This is a genomic window from Enterobacter sp. AC1, from assembly GCF_050434705.1.
Lineage (GTDB): Bacteria > Pseudomonadota > Gammaproteobacteria > Enterobacterales > Enterobacteriaceae > Enterobacter > Enterobacter cloacae_L.
The window spans coordinates 822,823-838,591 of sequence record NZ_JBNDIZ010000001.1 but is presented as its reverse complement, the minus strand read 5'-3'; the positions used below and the strand labels follow the sequence as shown (position 1 = coordinate 838,591).

The window sequence follows — 15,769 nt, the reverse complement described above, 5'->3', positions numbered from 1 at the left end:
GACATTATGGACACTCTCTTTTCTTATCATCCAAACCAATATATTGAATTACCTTTATTTTTAGAGCGAGTTGCCTGTGGTTTCCCCAGCCCGGCGCAGGATTATGTGGAAGATCGTCTCGATCTTAACCGGCTGGCAGTGAGGCACCCCAGTGCGACCTATTTTATCAAGGTGAGCGGAGATTCAATGGTTGGGGCGGGGATCGGCGACGGCGATCTGCTGGTGGTTGACCGTTCGTTAAATGCCGAACATGGGGATATCGTCGTCGCGTCGGTCGCCGGTGAGTTTACGGTGAAAGAGCTGCAGACCCGTCCGGTGCTGAGACTTCTGCCACATAATGTCCGCTATCAGCCGATTACCTTTCAGTCCGAAGAGGAGCTGCAAATCTTCGGTGTCGTCACCCACACCCTCAAAACGCATAAACATGTTCGCGCTGGTTGATGTAAACAGCTTCTATGCCTCCTGCGAGAAGGTGTTCCGCCCCGATCTGGAGGGGAAGCCCATCGTGGTGGTTTCCAATAACGACGGGTGCATTATTTCCCTGTCGCGGGAGGCAAGGCAGTTCGGCATAAAAATGGGTGAGCCGTATTTTAAGTTCAAAGAGAAAGGCTATCCGTCGCGGGTTTACGTCTTTAGCTCGAACTATGCGCTGTATGCCGATCTCAGCAGTCGGGTGATGCAGACGCTGACCGATCTCGCCCCGGCAATAGAGATTTACTCGATTGACGAGGCGTTCGTGAACGTGTCAGGGGTCAGTCACTGCATGTCGCTGGAAGCGTTTGGTCACCAGATGCGCACGCAGGTCTTTAAAAATACGGGCTTAACCGTTGGCGTCGGTATTGCTCCGACAAAAACGCTGGCGAAGCTGGCCAACTATGCGGCAAAAAAGTGGGCCAGCACCGGCGGCGTGGTCGATCTGTCGGGTCGCGAGCGGCAGCGTAAGCTGCTGGCAAAGGTTCCGGTAGAGGAGGTGTGGGGCGTAGGGCGGCGCATCACGAAAAAGCTTAATGCGATGGGGATTACCACGGCGCTGGATCTGGCGGAAGCGTCCTCCTGGGTCATTCGCAAACATTTTAACGTGGTGCTGGAACGCACGGCGCGCGAGCTTCGCGGCGAGCCCTGTCTTGACCTGGAAGAGTTCACCCCCACGAAGCAGCAAATTATCTGTAGCCGTTCGTTTGGACACCGCATTACCCAATATGAAGAGATGCATCAGGCGATTTGCGCCTACGCGGAGCGGGCAGCAGAAAAACTGCGCGGCGAGCATCAATATTGCCGTTTTATCAGCGTGTTTGTGCGTACCAGCCCGCATGCGGACAACGAAATTTATTACGGCAATCAGGCCTCCGTCACCCTGATGACGCCCACCAATGACTCGCGGGATATCATCCGTGCCGCTACGGAGGCGCTGGGGCGGATATGGCTCGACGGGTATCGCTATATGAAGGCCGGGGTAATGCTGGCAGACTTTTTCAGTAGCGGCGTCGCCCAGCTTAATTTGTTTGACGATAATCGACTGCGCGCCAACAGCGCGGCGCTGATGGAGATAATCGACAGCGTAAATCATTCCGGTAAAGGGAAGATATGGTTTGCCGGGCAGGGTATTGAGAAGTCCTGGGCGATGAAGCGTGAGATGCTGTCACCGGCCTATACGACGCGATACGCCGATTTGCCGGTGGCGAGGTAGATAATCGTAGCGCTATTTCTTTTGCGTCAGCCAGGTTGCCGCAGCCGTCAGCACGCCGATCCACGGCATTTGGCCTGCACCGGCCAGGAAGTTATGGCGATCGATTTCATTATTTTTACGGATATCCGCAAGGCGGGTAAGCGCCTCTTTTTCATCCGCGGCGCCGATCTCCTCAAATTGTTTTTCAAACCCCTGAGCGATGAGCTGAGCGGCCGCGTCGAGGTTTGCGCTCTCGATCGCAACAAGGTTTGGGCCTTTTTGGAAAAAACGGTAATCCGGCATACGTGCTCCAGACAGAGAAGAAGTCGGTGAAAACACTCTATTCCTTGCGGTTAAAAAATGCACGTAATTTGCGGCGGCAGCGTTCAGCTTTTCTTTATGATTTCAGGCAGTAATTGCTCAATCACGCCCACGACGCTTCGGACGCGGTGCGGAATAAAGCGGGCGTCAGGGTAGACGGCATAAAGAACGCGATCGGGTAACCGCCAGCCGGGCAAAACCGGCACCAGCGTGCCGGCCTGCAGCGCGCGGGCCGCAAGAGGTCGCTGCATGCCGCCGATCCCAATGCCTGCCTCCAGCGCCTGCAGCAGCGCGTCGCTGGTATTGGCCCGGAAAACGGTATTCACCTTCACCTCAAGCGTTTCCTCAGCAGCAATCAGCCTCAGCGGAGCATCCGGCGGGATGCCGCTAAATCGCACGTGCGGCAGCGTAGCGAGCTCGCTGACGTCGTGCACCGCCGGAAAGCCGGGGGCGGCAAACAGCGCGGTTTCAATACGCGCCAGCACGCGAGCCGCATGCGCCTGCGGGGGCTCGCTGCTCAGCCGTATTGCGACATCCACGCCCTCCGTCACCAGATCGGCAATGCGGTCATCAAGGGAAATCATCAGATGCAGTTCTGGATGCAGGCGTTGCAGCGCCAGTAGATGGGGCAAAACGATCTGGCCCAGCCCGCTTGGCAGCTGGATATGCACGCTTCCCTGAAATTTGTGGTCAACGGGATTCAGCCGCCTTTCCGCTTCCCGCATGGCGTCCAGCAGCAGCTGCATGTCGCGGCGGTAACGTTCTCCCTGCTCGGTCAGCTTCATTGTGCGCGTTGTACGATGCAGCAACACCACGCCGAGCTCCTGCTCAAGGGCGGCGATCTGCTGGCTAACGGCGGACTGCTTCATCCCGCTCTGGCGGGCGGCTGCCGAAAAGGAACCCGCTTCGGCAACGCAGAGAAACGTGGAAATGGCGTTGAGCTTATTATTCATTTAATGATTTTTCTGATAAGTGCCATCGGATGAAAGGGATATCCGCTAAAAAAATAATATATGACACTGCGTCTGTCACCCATTCAGGAGAAATACCATGGATAAAAGGCAGCAACACAACGTCGCTCTGGTCGCGGGGGCCAGCGGCATTGTCGGCAGACAGCTTGTCAACGCGCTCCTCCATCATCAGTGGGAGGTCATCGGCCTCAGCCGCCGCGCGGTAACCCATCCGGACGGCATTGCGATGGTGAACGTCGATTTGCTGGACGCGCAGGACAGCGCCCGGGCGCTGCGCTCCCTGAACGGCATCACCCATCTCTTTTACAGCGCCTGGGCGAACGCGGCGAACTGGACGGATATGGTTGAGCCAAACGTCACCATGCTGCGTAATCTGGTCAGCACGCTTGAAACAACGGCACCGTTGCAGACGGTAAGCCTGATGCAGGGGTACAAAGTCTATGGCGCGCATCTGGGGCCGTTTAAAACTCCGGCGCGGGAGAGCGATCCCGGCGTACCGGGGGCCGAATTTAACGCCGCGCAGCTCACGTGGCTCAGCCAGTTTCAGCGGGGGAAACGCTGGCACTGGAACGCCATCAGGCCGGGCGTGGTGGGAAGCCCGGTGCCGGGCAATACCATGAACCTTGCTCTGAGCATCGCCCTGTACGCCTCACTGTGTAAGGCTCAGGGATTACCGCTGCGTTTTCCCGGTTCGGAACAGGCCTGGCACAGCATCGTCGATCATACTGACGCCGGGCTGCTGGCCGAAGCAACGCTGTGGGCCGCCGCGTCACCCGCGGCACAGAATCAGGCGTTCAACGTGAACAATGGCGATATCTGGCGCTGGAGCGAGCTGTGGCCACGCATCGCACGCTGGTTTGAGCTGGACACTGCGCCGCCGGTGAGGCTGTCATTTCATCATCTGTTTACGGACTATCGCGGCGTATGGCGCGAGCTTGCCGGGGAGCGGCTGGTGGAAGCGGATATTCTGCAGCTGAGCGACGGGCATTTTGCCGATTTCGTCTTTAGCTGGGATTACGACATGTTCGGTGACGGGAGCAAGCTCCGGCGGTCGGGCTTCGCGCGAATGCAGGCGACCGATGAGATGTTCTTCAGCCTGTTCGCGCAGCTGAGAGCTGCGCGGATTATTCCCTGACCGTGAGGGTTGTTGTCATCAACGAGCGGCGCGTTATACTCACGCGTTGAGAATAATCGATGGGGGGCAGGGATATGCACGAGAGTCTAAAAATAATATCAGTCGCGCTGCCCCTGATTGCGCTTTTCATCCTGTCAGGATTTTTTGTCAGGCGCATTCGCCAGGCAAAACGCATCATTACCGACCGCAACGGGATGAAAAAGATATCTGCCAACCCCTCGATATTTGGCGGGAATGCAGGTAAAACCTGGTTTTATGATGACCAGGTTTTATATGAAGTTAAAAACAACGCCACCCGTAAAATTGCGCTGGCTAATATCATTAAGGTCGGGCCGGGGAATACCGAGATAAATAGCAGACGGGTCTGGATTGTTATTTACCGTGACGGTGCTAATGAAAAGCAGGTGCAGTTTTATAACAATCTTACCCTCTGGAATCATAACTTCACGGCTTTTCTGGCAGCGGTAAAAAGAGCCAATCCTGACGCTGTCGTTAAAGAACGTTTAATCCTCAATGTGTGAAAAACAACCGCAGACGGTTTACGGACGCCGCCCGAGGGCAGCGTCCGGAGCATCAGGGTTAAGGGTTTACTCAACCGTTAACGCATTAACCACCTCAGCCACGCTTTTCACGCCGTGAATATTCCCAATTCCCGTGCCGAGCGCGATATAGCCCTCATCGGTGTTATCTTCCAGCATGCCCAGGCGCAGGCCCCGCAATCCTCCCATCGCCTTGCCCAGCGCGTCGTTGCTTGCGCCAGCTTTATCCATCGCCGCCAGTTTTTCCGCCAGCCTGCCGGGAAGAGCGCGGTAGTAATGGGGCACGGTGCGGAAAAGCAGCAAATCGAGACCGTTGGCGGCAACAATTTTCTCTTTGACGCTCTGCGGCACGCGGCTTTCTTCCGTACTGATAAAGACCGAACCGGCAAACACGCCTTCAGCGCCTAAGGCGTGCGCCGCTCTGGCGGTGCGATTATCGGTAATGCCGCCCGCCGCCATCACCGGAATGTGCTTCACGGCATCGGCAATCAGCGGCACGATGGAAAAGGTGCCAAGCGCCGTGGCGGGTAGCGTTCCGCCCTCGTCAAAACCGGTCGCAACGATAATGTCTGCGCCCAGTTCTTCCGCGAGGCGGGTGTTTTCCGGGGTGGGGTTGATGTCGCGGTAGATAATGGCGATGCCCGCCTCTTTTAGCTCGCTGAACAGCGCCGGAATAATGCTGCCTTCCCCATAGCCCGTATACACCACGGCCCTGACGCCTTCCTCTTTCACAACCTGAAGGATCGGCCCTGTCCAGACGTCATTAACGGCCGTGGGGATCAGATTCACGCCAAAGGGTTTCTCGGTCAGCAGCTTGGTTTTACGAATTTCTTCCCGCATTTTTTCGGCGGTCTCTTCCGGCGTGGAGACCGCGGTGGCGGCGGTTAAGCCCGCGTTGGGTCCCAGCACGCCAAGCCCGCCGGCATTGCTGACCGCGGCGACTAAACGGGCGTCTGTGAGCCAGGACAGCGGTCCCTGAATAACAGGCTTTTCGATACCCAGGATCTGACAGATACGGTTATTTTTCACAGCAGACTCTCCCTTACGTTTGAATGAAGGAGAGTGTAGGGCGCAAGATTGTTAGGAAAAATAGCCAAATATATTCATCACTGTTATAAAATTAATAACAATAATCTTATCCTGCTCGCGGTAAAAGCGTCCCTTATGCAAATAAACCTCTTTGAATCCATAAGAATTTTTATTGAGATTGTCGAATCCGGGAGCCTTACCCAGGCGGCGGAGAATCTGCAGGTCCATCGCCCGGCCGTCACCAAAGCGTTGCAGCTACTGGAGCAGCACAGCGGCACGCGGCTACTGCAACGCACCACGCGTCGGATTAGCCTGACCCCGGATGGGGAAGCGTTTTATCGCCGGAGCAAACCCCTGCTGGCACAGGCGGACGAATTGCTGGAGTCGTTTGGCGCTGACCGGGCAATACACGGGCAGCTGCGGGTGGATATGCCCATCTCTTTTGCGGCGCTGAGGGTGATACCCAACCTGCCTGATTTTTATCGGCAGCATCCTGAGATCGACATCATTCTGAGCAGCTCAGACCGCCGCCGGGATATGCTGCGGGACGGTCTGGACTGCGTGCTGCGGGTGGGTGAACTGGACGACGGCGACTATATCGCGCGTAGAATCGGGAACATTAAAATTACGACCTGCGCCAGCCCGGCCTGGCTGGCACAACACGGTACGCCAGAAACGCTGGATGATTTGCGAAAGCATCAGGCCATCAACTGGATTAACAACAGCAGCAGACAGATTCATCCGTGGACGTTTAGCACGCCAGAAGGCACGGCGGAGATTGCGCTACCCGGTAAGCTTGTCGTGGATAACTCCGAGGCCTACATCGCGGCAGGCCTGGCCGGGCTGGGGTTAATGCAGGGGATGAATCTCTTTCTCCAGCCTTACCTTGACCGCGGCCTTCTGGTTGAAGTCCTGCCGGACTATCGCTCTCCGGACCGCAGGCTGTCACTGCTCTACCCACACCGCCATCTCTCCCGCAAGGTGCGGGTCTTTACCGAGTGGCTGGAGAGTCTGGTGTGAAAGCAGCCAGCGCGTGGGTTCGTTTTGCGCTGACCACCGCGTAATCTGCCGGGAAGCGATGGGGACTCAGCCCGGCCCGTCGGCTGCGGCTTTGCGCTGAGTTCCCCACTGCAGCAGCAGGCTAAACGACGCGGGCAATACGGTCAGCGTCACCAGTGTCGCAGCCAGCAGTCCTCCAATAATGGCATAGGCCATTGGGCCCCAGAAAACCTGGTGAGAAATGGGGATCATCCCCAGAATGGCGGCGCAGGCGGTCAGACAGATGGGTCTGGCCCGGTGCTCTGCGGCCGCCATAATCGCGGCATCGTTGGCCATCCCCTGGTCAAGATTGCTGTCAACCTCGCTAATCAATATCACCGCGTTACGCACGATCATCCCCGCCAGGGCGATGACGCCCAGCAGCGCGACAAACCCCATTGGCGTTCCGCCAGGGAGCATAGCCAGCACGATCCCCGGTAAACCAAACGGGGCCATCAGGAGCGCCAGCAGCATACGGGAGTATCGCCGCAGCTGAAGCATCAGCAGCAACAGCATGATGACCAGCGTCACCGGAAGAACGCTAAAGACGGAGCTATTCCCCTTATCCGATTCGGCAACCGCGCCGCCTTCGTCGATGCTGTAACCGGCCGGCAGGCTCGCGCGCATTTTATCAACCGCCGGACGCAGCGCTGCGGATACCGCTTCAGCTCTCAGCCCCGGGGCGAGGTCGGTTTGCACCGTGATAAAGGGCACGCGCTGACGACGCCAGATGACCGGATCGTCCACGCCCCAGACCGGCGTCGCGACGGCGCTGAGCGGAATTTTTTTACCGTCACTGCTCTGAATCGTGAGCGAGGAGAGGGTGGCGGTGCTGCGGCGCGCGCTGTCCGCGGCCCGGAGCACCACGTCAACGAGGCGGTCGTTATCCCTGACCGAGGTGACAACGCTGCCGGACCAGACGGTATTCAGCGTGCGGGCCAGACTTTCTGATGAGATCCCCGCCGCCCTGGCCGCCGTCTGATTCACCTCAAGGGTAATGACCCTCTCCGGCTCTCCGGACGTCTGGTTAACGTCGCGGGAGAACGGCGAACGGCCAATCGCGTCCGTGAGACGGTTCGCAAACGCCCGAACCTGCAGATAATCCGGCCCGCTCACCCGGTATTTGATTGGCCAGCCGACGGGCGGCCCCAGCTCAAGGGGCGACACGCGCGTGATGATGTCGCTAAATTGCGTCGCCAGGATATTGTTCAGCTGCGCATTCAGGCGATCCCGCGCCGCAAGATCCTTCGCCACCACAACCATCTGGGCGATATTTTCATTTTCCAGCAGCACGTCCATCGCCAGCTAAAAACGGATGGCGCCTGACCCGACGTAGGTCGAGTAGTGCTCGATGTTACCGTTGCCGGCCAGCGCCTTTTCCAGCCTTTCCACCTGTCTGAGCGTTTCCGGCTGCGAGGCGTTGGCCGGAAGCGTCAGGCTGACCAGCAGTTCAGGCCGGTCGGAGGCCGGGAAAAACTCGCCCTGCATAAACGTCGTGCCGAACGCCGACAGCCCCAGCGCGGCAAGCGCAAGCAGCACGGTGGCGAGCCGGTGACGCAGTGCCAGGCGCAAAAGGCGTCCGTACCCGCGCGCGATCCTGCCGGGGCCCGATGCGCGATGCCTGATTTTTTCCGGCAGCAGCCACGTGCCCGTCAGCGGCGAAAACAGGATCGCGACGGTCCAGGAGCAGAGGAGGGCGATGAGCACCACTGCAAACAGGGAGAAGCAGTACTCACCAGCGCTGGAGGCCGCAAAACCGACGGGAATAAAGCCGGCAATCATCACCAGGGTTCCGGTGAGCATCGGAAATGCCGTTGTCCGGAAGGCCCAGGTGGCCGCGTTCAGGCGGGAATCACCCGCTTCCAGCCGGGAGACCATCGTTTCGACGGCGATCATGGCGTCATCCACCAGCAGCCCCAGCGCAATGATCAGCGCTCCGAGCGAGATGCGCTGAAGGCCGATGCCGGCGAGCATCATGCCGGCAAACGTCATGGCGAGCACCAGCGGGATGGCCGTTGCCACCACCAGCCCTGCCCGTAAACCCAGCGAGACAAAAGAGACCGCCAGCACGATAACAACGGCTTCGATAAGCACCCGGATAAACCCGCTTACCGCGTCACTGACCACCGCGGACTGATCGGCGACTTTCACCATCTCTATACCGTGCGGCAGCCCGGCGCTGAGCGCCGCCATTTTTGCGTTAAGCGCCGCGCCGAAACGCAGCATGTTGCCTGTCGGCGCCATCGACACCGCCAGCCCGATCGCCGGTTTGCCGTTCACCCGGTAAGCCGGGGCCGGCGGCTCGGCGATTTCCCGCGTGACGGTGGCAATGTCGGTCAGCGGAATATAGCGATTGTTAACGTGCAGCGTGACGGCGCGCAGGCTCTCTTCGGTGGTGAGCGCCCCGCTGACCTTTATCGCGATGTTTTCCTGCCCGGTGCGCATAATCCCTGCCGGGACAACCGCGTTTTGCGCCCGGAGGGCGTCGGCAACCTCCTGAATATCGAGCCCCATACCGGCCAGACGCGCCGGAGAAAAGGCGAGGACCCACTGCTCCTGCTGTTCGCCAAGCAGGGTGGTTTTGCCTATATCCGGCAGGGACATAAGCTCCCGACGTAGTGTCTCTGCGCGATCCCGCACCTCCTGCAGGGTGAAGCCCTCGGGAATAAAGGCATAAATTGTGCCGAACGTATCGTCAAACTCGTCGTCTACGGCAGGGCCCTGAACCCCTTCAGGGAGGGAGGGGGCGATGTCCTGCATTTTTTTGCGGATCTGATACCAGATGTCCGGCACGTCCTGCGGGGGCGTATCGTCACGGAGGTTGACGTGGATAACGGTGCGTCCGGCCCGGGTTTCACTTTCGAGGTAATCCAGCCAGGGCGTTTCCTGCAGCTTTTTCTCAAGGGCATCGGTCAGCAGGCGGGTGGTATCCGCCACGGATGCTCCAGGCCACTGCGCGGAGACGACGGCCGTTTTAATGGTGAATGCCGGATCTTCGTTACGCGGCAGCTTTTCATAGCAGAACACGCCCACCGCAATCACCAGCAGCATGAAAAAGCTGACCATCTGCTGGTTCTTAAGCGCCCAGGCGGAGAGGTTAAATTTCGCTTCCGCGCCTGCGTTCATGGCTGAACCTCCCCGGGCACCACCGGCTCGCCGGAACGTAATGTGCTCACGCCAGCCGTAATGACCCTGTCGCCGGGCTTAAGACCTGAGGCAATTATGACGGAGCTGGCCGTATAGCTCGCGGGCACCACCACGCGCAGCTGCGCCTGCGACTGAGGGGTAATCACAAAAACCGCCGGTTTGTCGCCGGCTCGGGTCAGCGCCGACGCGGGAAGGGCGTACCCGTGCGGGGCGGCGGAGGGCAACGTCACGGTGACGCTGGCACCGAGCGCCATGGCCTCCGGCGGGTTTTTCAGGGTGGCCCTGACGCGCCACGTGCGGGTCTGAGGATCGGCCTGCGGGGTGATATCCCGCAGCGCGGCAGACGCCTGCACCGACGGGTCGCTGAGGAGGGAAACCCGCAAATCCACCTTATCCAGAGAAGGGAGCGCATCGGGCGTGGCAATATCAAACGCCACGTCGCGGGCTTCACCGGTCGCCAGCGTCAGCACGGACTGACCGGCGCTGACAACCTGTCCCGCAGAGGCGCTCACGGCCGTGATCGTGCCCGCCTGCGGGGCGATCAGGCGCGTCCAGCCCAGGCTTTCCCGCGCGTTACGCCATGCGGCCTCGCTGCTTCTTACGCGCGCGCTGGCGACAAGCCAGTCAGCCCGGGCGCTGTCGAGCTGCGTGCGGGCTATCGCCCCTGTTGGCATGAGCTTTTGCATTCGACTGACGTTAAGCGCGGCGACCTGCGCAGAGGCTTTGGCGCCTTCATAGTCGGCCGCGGCGCTGTCGAGCTGGTTTTGCCCGGTCGTATTATCAAGCGTGGCCAGCAGCTGCCCGGTGGTGACACTGTCACCAATATCGACGCTGCGCGTCAGTATCCGGCCCCCGGTGCGAAAGCTCAGCGTTGTCTCATCGTGGGCATGGATCTCACCGGTTCTTTCCAGCGCGGGCAGGGATTGGGCGGTGCCCACCACGGCGTAGCGCACCGTACGCACTGGGTCAGGCTTGTTTTCGCGTTTATCACCGCAGCCGAGCAGCGGAAAAATCGCCAGCGCGAGCAGCGCCAGGGGAAGAAAATGCAGCCAGGAAAGGGTGCGCGCCACGCCGTACAAATGATGCAGGCAGTGGCGGAGGGAGAGAATAAATTCGTCTGACATAACGCCGCTCCATAAAGGTGATGGCGTTATTAAATGCGCGCTACGTCGAGAAAGATTCGATGTTGTGTCAAGGCTTTATCAAGAGTGGAGATTTTTATCATCGAACGGATGCCAGGGCAATACAATGCGCACCGTGAGGCCGCCTGTTTCCGGCAATGACGCGCTAATTCCTCCCCCATGCGCCTGACAAATCGCCCGGGCGATGGACAAACCGAGGCCGCTGCCGCCGGAATGCCGCGCGCGGGACTGCTCCTCGCGGCTAAAGCGTTTAAACATTTCCGGCAAGAACTGGGGCGAGACGCCCGGTCCGTCATCGGTAAACTCGAGGGTGTAATGCCCACTGGCGTAGTGCAGCGCCACCTCAAGGTGGCCGCCTTCGCGTCCGTAACGAAGCGCATTTTCCATAAGGATGGTAACGACCTGTCCCATCCGGAACGCATCGCCCCGGAAGAGACAGGTACGCGGGTTACGCAGCGTTATGCTGAATTGATGCGCATCGGCCTGGGGCACGATCCAGGCAGCCCGCTCCTGAATCAGCTCATCCAGACAGAACGGCTGGTCCTCCAGCACAAGGTTACCCGCGTCGGCCAAAGAGAGAAGGTGGAGCTCATCGGTGAGGCGATTGAGGTGCTGGAGCTGCTTCATGACCATTTCCAGCTGCGCGGGGCTGGCATCAAACACGCCATCTAACATGCCCTGCAGACGCCCGATGGCGGCCGTCAGGGGCGAGCGCAGCTCGTGCGCCATTGCCACGTGTGAGGCGCGGAGCTCTTTCTCATAGCGGGCCAGTTGCCCCGTCATGGAGTTAAAGTCCGCCGCGAAGCTGACCATTTCCGCCGGTGCATCCTTGATGAGCTCTGCCTGGCGACCAAACTGCCCTTCGGCGACATCCTTTGCCGCGTCGCGAAGACGGCTGAACTGCAGCGCCAGCGGTCGGGCGTGTTTTAACCCCATCACCACAATAAACGGAATCATCACCAGCACCAGCAGCGCCACCGTAACCCAGTCCGCCGACGCGATGGACGGCGTGGAGTAGCTCAGGCCCCACCAGGTGTCCACAATCGAGTGGAAGCGGGCCGGGTTGGCCTGCGGGTTCTGGCTGAGGGTCAGAAACTCTTGTCGGACCGCCGCCGGCATCCGGCCCATTATCCAGTAGTTCTGGACCGCATAGCGCAGCCACATGCAGGTCGCAATGACAATCACGCTGCCGATGGCCAGCGCTAAGATGCGCGCGCAAATCCAGCGCCACAGAGAGGAGTGCCGACGTTTTATCATGGTTGTCTGAACCTGTAACCCACACCGCGAACGTTGATCAGCACGCCGGAAATACCCACCGCTTCGAGTTTTTTACGCAGGTTATAAACATGGGTGTCGACTACGCGCTCCAGCGCCTCGCTTTCCGGCAAGCAGTGCTCCAGTAAATACTGGCGGGAAAACGGGTGCGCAGGAGAGCGCAGCAGCGTTGCCAGAAGAGAGAATTCCGTTGGCGTAAGATCGAGCATCACAGGCGCGTCGTCGCCGTTATCCACGCTCGCCACAATGGCGGCGACATCCACCGCCAGCGTTTGCCAGCGAAGTATTTTTTCCTCTGTCTCTTTTTTACTGCTGCGTCGCAGCACCGCCTGCACCCGCGCCACCACTTCGCCCGGATGATAAGGTTTAACAACGTAATCATCGGCGCCGTACCGCAGGGCGCCAATGCGATCGGGAGTATCCCCCATGGCCGTAACCATGATCACCGGCACGTCGCTTTTACGACGCAGGCCCGCCAGCACTTCGGTGCCGTTGAGCCCCGGCAGCATCACATCCAGCAGGATGAGGTCGGGTTTCCACCGCTGCGCCATATCCAGCCCGGAAAGACCGTCTCCGGTTATGGTCACGTCATAATTTTCACGCCGTAAATAGGCTTCGAGCACGCCAGCCGCGTCGGCGTCATCTTCAATAATCAGCACTCTTCTGGACAACATCCGTTCACCTTGACCGTTTCTTAACACTATCCCGACGATTCATTGATTCTGGCAAATCATACTGCGCCAACATTGTGTGGCTGTTCCTTTCTCAGGAGACGCCAGCGTCTGTATGGAGAGCAGTATGATAGCGATAAAAAAAGTCCTGTATATGTCCGTCCCACTTCTGATGGTCGCGGCATCCGGCGCGCAGGCGGATGCTGACAACGCGTCCGACTCCTTAACCGTCGGGCTGGGAGGACAATACGCCCCGCGTTACTCGGGCTCAGACAAGCAGGTGTGGCAGGTGGTTCCTGTGCTGCAGGGACGTAAAGGCGCTTTCTTTATTGATGCGCAAAAAGGGGTGGGATATGACCTGCAAAACGACAGCGGTTGGTATTTTGAACACTCGCTGGGCTACGACTTCGGAAGGGCAGATAAAAACTCCGGCTGGCGTGAGGGGGCAAACAACCTGAAAGGGATGGGGGACATTGACGCCACCCTGAATACCGGCCTTGCCGTTGGCTGGCAGGCCGCGCCCTGGGTCAGCGTTGAGGGCAAAGCCACGCTGCCGTTAACGGACAGCCAGGGGGGACGCTATCAGGCCTCTGTGACGCTGATCCCGGTACAAAATAGCCAGGACACGGTCGCCCTTCAGACTGCAGCCCTGTTTGGTGACAGCCGTTATCTGAATACCTGGTACGGGGTGAGCGAGCAGCAGAGCCGCCGCACCGGCTATCGCCGCTATGCTGCGCCGGGTGGATTCTATGGCGTCGACACCAGTCTGACCTGGAGCCATCAGTTCGATGCCCACTGGGGAACGGTTCTGATCGCGGACTATACCTGGCATGGCGACCATGAGAATGACAGCCCGATCGTGATGCGGCGCAATGAGGGGTCTGCAACCGCCGCAATCACCTGGACATTTTAACCCGGGAAAGGGTCAGGCAAAGAGTCCCTGAATAAGCATCCAGAAAAGAGAGAGCAGGCAGAGGATTTGTACCGTTCGCAATGACCACAGCTGAAAACGCCATTGATACCGCTCCCGGGCATCGGCTTCTGCGATCGGGCCAGCGGCGTCGGCGGCATCAGCGGCGTTTTTCCTTATGCGGCGCAGAAAATCATGACACAGCCAGACCAGGAGTATGAGGCTAATTATTCTCGTGAAAAGTAAACCGTAAGCGGTATAAAACGTATCCCAGTAGCAGCGGAGGGTATCCATGGCCTTTATCCTTTCCTGAGCCGCCCCTACGGCAGGTAGGGGCGGTGAACGATTATTTCTTCTTATTCATCATCGCTTTTAAATCAGCAAAGGGATTAAACGTGGCGACGCCCACGTCTTTTTGCGCGTCTTCCCCGGCAACCACGGTGGTACCGTACTGATCCGCTTCGGTGTATTTCGAATGTTCGTGATCGTGGCAAAACAGGCACAGCAGCTCCCAGTTGCTGCCATCTTCCGGGTTGTTGGTATGGTCGTGATCGATATGGTGAACCGTGAGTTCACGCAGGTTGGAATAGACAAACTCGCGCGAGCAGCGTCCACACACCCATGGATAGATTTTTAATGCTTTTTCGCGATAGCCGCTTTCCAGCCGCGCGTAGTTTTTGGGGATCAAAGCCATTGCCGGTTTTACCTGCCATAAAAAGAGTGGGGAATATTATATCCCATTATGAATGGTAATGACGAACCCCTCCATTCAATCAATTTATTTGAATCATTCCGTTAAATAAACGGCATTTATTCTCCGCAGGTAATGCGTAAAGTAACGAGTACGCAAAGCATTATCGGGACACATGGTTATGAAAAAGATCGGTTTTTTATCCTTTGGTCACTGGACGCCCTCGCCGCAGTCCGGTACGCGCTCGGCGGCCGACACGCTGCTGCAGTCCATCGATTTAGCCGTGGCGGCTGAAGAGCTGGGGGCAGACGGCGCGTATTTCCGCGTGCACCACTTCGCCCGACAGCTTAGCTCGCCGTTTCCTCTGCTGGCCGCCATTGGCGCAAAAACGAAAACCATCGAAATCGGTACGGGCGTGATTGATATGCGCTATGAAAATCCGATGTACATGGCCGAGGATGCGGGCGCGGCGGACCTGATTTCCGGCGGGCGTTTGCAGCTTGGCATCAGCCGGGGCTCTCCGGAGCAGGTTATTGATGGCTGGCGTCATTTCGGCTACGTGCCGCAGGAAGGGGAAAACGAGTCGGATATGGCGCGCCGTCATACCGAGGTGCTGCTTGAGGTGCTGCGCGGTGAAGGGTTTGCCAAACCGAATCCACAGCCGATGTTTCCGAATCCACCGGGGCTGCTGCGCCTGGAGCCTTATTCAGAAGGGCTGCGAGAGCGCATCTGGTGGGGCGCCGGTTCAAACGCGACGGCGGTATGGGCGGCAAAGCTTGGAATGAACCTGCAAAGCTCAACGCTGAAAGACGATGAAACCGGCGAGCCGTTCCATATTCAGCAGGCAAAACAGATTCGCGCGTACCGGCAGGCCTGGAAAGACGCGGGGCACGCGCGCGAGCCGCGGGTGTCGGTTAGCCGCAGCATTTTTGCGCTGATGGACGACCGCGACCGGATGTACTTCGGCGCCAGCCGCAACGACAGCGATAGCGTGGGTTACCTGGATGAGAAAACGCGCGCCATCTTCGGGCGCAGCTATGCGGCGGAGCCGGACAAGCTTGTTGAGCAACTGAAAAAGGACGAGGCGATTGCCGAGGCTGATACGCTCTTGCTGACCGTGCCGAACCAGCTGGGCGTGGATTATAATGCGCACGTGATTGAGTCCATTCTCAAGCATGTCGCACCGGCAATGGGCTGGCGCGAGTAGTCGTTTCGCTATCAGCCGTGAGATTGT

General features: G+C 58.7%; 15 protein-coding genes and 1 pseudogene. 7 read left to right on the top strand and 9 right to left on the bottom strand.

Going from position 1 to position 15,769, the window contains the following annotated elements:
• Nucleotides 1-6 precede the first annotated feature (6 nt).
• Both umuD and umuC read left to right on the top strand, forming a co-directional pair.
• On the top strand, nucleotides 7-441 hold the full coding sequence (gene umuD, locus M2433_RS03955; RefSeq protein WP_429052964.1) for a translesion error-prone DNA polymerase V autoproteolytic subunit: 435 nt from the start codon (nucleotides 7-9) through the stop codon (nucleotides 439-441).
• Nucleotides 425-1,687 (top strand): translesion error-prone DNA polymerase V subunit UmuC, encoded by a 1,263-nt coding sequence (gene umuC / locus M2433_RS03950; RefSeq protein ID WP_429052963.1) that lies wholly within the window; start codon nucleotides 425-427, stop codon nucleotides 1,685-1,687. The genes umuD and umuC overlap by 17 nt, the downstream gene beginning before the upstream one ends.
• 12 nt (nucleotides 1,688-1,699) lie before the next feature.
• Here the strand turns inward: umuC and M2433_RS03945 are convergent, their stop codons facing one another.
• Nucleotides 1,700-1,969: a hypothetical protein gene (locus M2433_RS03945; RefSeq protein ID WP_429052962.1), complete on the bottom strand. Its 270-nt coding sequence runs from the start codon at nucleotides 1,967-1,969 to the stop codon at nucleotides 1,700-1,702.
• Between the two features lie 83 nt (nucleotides 1,970-2,052).
• A complete protein-coding gene (locus M2433_RS03940; RefSeq protein WP_429052961.1) occupies nucleotides 2,053-2,940 on the bottom strand; it encodes a LysR family transcriptional regulator in 888 nt (295 codons plus the stop codon).
• Between the two features lie 97 nt (nucleotides 2,941-3,037).
• Here M2433_RS03940 and M2433_RS03935 point away from each other — a divergent pair, with 97 nt between their 5' ends.
• Nucleotides 3,038-4,093, top strand: a complete 1,056-nt coding sequence (locus M2433_RS03935; protein ID WP_429052960.1) for an SDR family oxidoreductase — start codon at nucleotides 3,038-3,040, stop codon at nucleotides 4,091-4,093.
• A gap of 74 nt (nucleotides 4,094-4,167) precedes the next feature.
• Nucleotides 4,168-4,614 carry a hypothetical protein gene (locus tag M2433_RS03930; RefSeq protein ID WP_429052959.1) on the top strand — a complete coding sequence of 149 codons (447 nt, stop codon included), beginning with the start codon at nucleotides 4,168-4,170 and terminating at the stop codon, nucleotides 4,612-4,614.
• A gap of 66 nt (nucleotides 4,615-4,680) precedes the next feature.
• Here the strand turns inward: M2433_RS03930 and M2433_RS03925 are convergent, their stop codons facing one another.
• Nucleotides 4,681-5,661, bottom strand: coding sequence for an NAD(P)H-dependent flavin oxidoreductase (locus M2433_RS03925; protein ID WP_429052958.1), 981 nt, complete (start codon nucleotides 5,659-5,661; stop codon nucleotides 4,681-4,683).
• 135 nt (nucleotides 5,662-5,796) lie between these two features.
• On the opposite strand from M2433_RS03925, the gene M2433_RS03920 reads away from it, so the two are divergent.
• Nucleotides 5,797-6,681: a LysR family transcriptional regulator gene (locus M2433_RS03920; RefSeq protein ID WP_429052957.1), complete on the top strand. Its 885-nt coding sequence runs from the start codon at nucleotides 5,797-5,799 to the stop codon at nucleotides 6,679-6,681.
• A gap of 66 nt (nucleotides 6,682-6,747) precedes the next feature.
• Here the strand turns inward: M2433_RS03920 and M2433_RS03915 are convergent.
• The 4 genes and pseudogenes from M2433_RS03915 to M2433_RS03900 form a co-directional block, all read right to left on the bottom strand.
• Nucleotides 6,748-9,825, bottom strand: a pseudogene (locus M2433_RS03915) (efflux RND transporter permease subunit).
• Entirely contained in the window at nucleotides 9,822-10,970 is a 1,149-nt protein-coding gene (locus tag M2433_RS03910; protein ID WP_429052956.1) for an efflux RND transporter periplasmic adaptor subunit, read from the bottom strand. The pseudogene M2433_RS03915 and the gene M2433_RS03910 overlap by 4 nt, the downstream one beginning before the upstream one ends.
• A 78-nt stretch (nucleotides 10,971-11,048) precedes the next feature.
• Nucleotides 11,049-12,245 (bottom strand): sensor histidine kinase, encoded by a 1,197-nt coding sequence (locus tag M2433_RS03905; protein WP_429052955.1) that lies wholly within the window; start codon nucleotides 12,243-12,245, stop codon nucleotides 11,049-11,051.
• Nucleotides 12,242-12,937: a response regulator gene (locus M2433_RS03900; protein WP_429052954.1), complete on the bottom strand. Its 696-nt coding sequence runs from the start codon at nucleotides 12,935-12,937 to the stop codon at nucleotides 12,242-12,244. The genes M2433_RS03905 and M2433_RS03900 overlap by 4 nt, the downstream gene beginning before the upstream one ends.
• A 124-nt stretch (nucleotides 12,938-13,061) precedes the next feature.
• Between M2433_RS03900 and M2433_RS03895 the strand changes: the two genes are divergently transcribed.
• Nucleotides 13,062-13,847, top strand: coding sequence for a MipA/OmpV family protein (locus M2433_RS03895; protein ID WP_429052953.1), 786 nt, complete (start codon nucleotides 13,062-13,064; stop codon nucleotides 13,845-13,847).
• Between the two features lie 12 nt (nucleotides 13,848-13,859).
• Here M2433_RS03895 and M2433_RS03890 read toward each other — a convergent pair whose 3' ends face one another.
• On the bottom strand, nucleotides 13,860-14,138 hold the full coding sequence (locus tag M2433_RS03890) for a hypothetical protein (protein ID WP_429052952.1): 279 nt from the start codon (nucleotides 14,136-14,138) through the stop codon (nucleotides 13,860-13,862).
• 52 nt (nucleotides 14,139-14,190) lie between these two features.
• A complete protein-coding gene (yajD, locus tag M2433_RS03885) occupies nucleotides 14,191-14,538 on the bottom strand; it encodes an HNH nuclease YajD (RefSeq protein ID WP_006808895.1) in 348 nt (115 codons plus the stop codon).
• Nucleotides 14,539-14,716: 178 nt separating this feature from the next.
• Here yajD and M2433_RS03880 point away from each other — a divergent pair, with 178 nt between their 5' ends.
• Nucleotides 14,717-15,742, top strand: coding sequence for an LLM class flavin-dependent oxidoreductase (locus M2433_RS03880; RefSeq protein WP_047349067.1), 1,026 nt, complete (start codon nucleotides 14,717-14,719; stop codon nucleotides 15,740-15,742).
• Nucleotides 15,743-15,769: the final 27 nt, after the last annotated feature.

What these genes read in the sequence shown, in the direction of transcription:
- umuD (WP_429052964.1), top strand. Translation starts at nt 7, where the DNA reads ATGGACACTCTCTTTTCTTATCATCCAAACCAATATATTGAATTACCT.
- umuC (WP_429052963.1), top strand. Translation starts at nt 425, where the DNA reads ATGTTCGCGCTGGTTGATGTAAACAGCTTCTATGCCTCCTGCGAGAAG.
- M2433_RS03945 (WP_429052962.1), bottom strand. Translation starts at nt 1,969, where the DNA reads ATGCCGGATTACCGTTTTTTCCAAAAAGGCCCAAACCTTGTTGCGATC.
- M2433_RS03940 (WP_429052961.1), bottom strand. Translation starts at nt 2,940, where the DNA reads ATGAATAATAAGCTCAACGCCATTTCCACGTTTCTCTGCGTTGCCGAA.
- M2433_RS03935 (WP_429052960.1), top strand. Translation starts at nt 3,038, where the DNA reads ATGGATAAAAGGCAGCAACACAACGTCGCTCTGGTCGCGGGGGCCAGC.
- M2433_RS03930 (WP_429052959.1), top strand. Translation starts at nt 4,168, where the DNA reads ATGCACGAGAGTCTAAAAATAATATCAGTCGCGCTGCCCCTGATTGCG.
- M2433_RS03920 (WP_429052957.1), top strand. Translation starts at nt 5,797, where the DNA reads ATGCAAATAAACCTCTTTGAATCCATAAGAATTTTTATTGAGATTGTC.
- M2433_RS03910 (WP_429052956.1), bottom strand. Translation starts at nt 10,970, where the DNA reads ATGTCAGACGAATTTATTCTCTCCCTCCGCCACTGCCTGCATCATTTG.
- M2433_RS03905 (WP_429052955.1), bottom strand. Translation starts at nt 12,245, where the DNA reads ATGATAAAACGTCGGCACTCCTCTCTGTGGCGCTGGATTTGCGCGCGC.
- M2433_RS03900 (WP_429052954.1), bottom strand. Translation starts at nt 12,937, where the DNA reads ATGTTGTCCAGAAGAGTGCTGATTATTGAAGATGACGCCGACGCGGCT.
- M2433_RS03895 (WP_429052953.1), top strand. Translation starts at nt 13,062, where the DNA reads ATGATAGCGATAAAAAAAGTCCTGTATATGTCCGTCCCACTTCTGATG.
- M2433_RS03890 (WP_429052952.1), bottom strand. Translation starts at nt 14,138, where the DNA reads ATGGATACCCTCCGCTGCTACTGGGATACGTTTTATACCGCTTACGGT.
- yajD (WP_006808895.1), bottom strand. Translation starts at nt 14,538, where the DNA reads ATGGCTTTGATCCCCAAAAACTACGCGCGGCTGGAAAGCGGCTATCGC.
- M2433_RS03880 (WP_047349067.1), top strand. Translation starts at nt 14,717, where the DNA reads ATGAAAAAGATCGGTTTTTTATCCTTTGGTCACTGGACGCCCTCGCCG.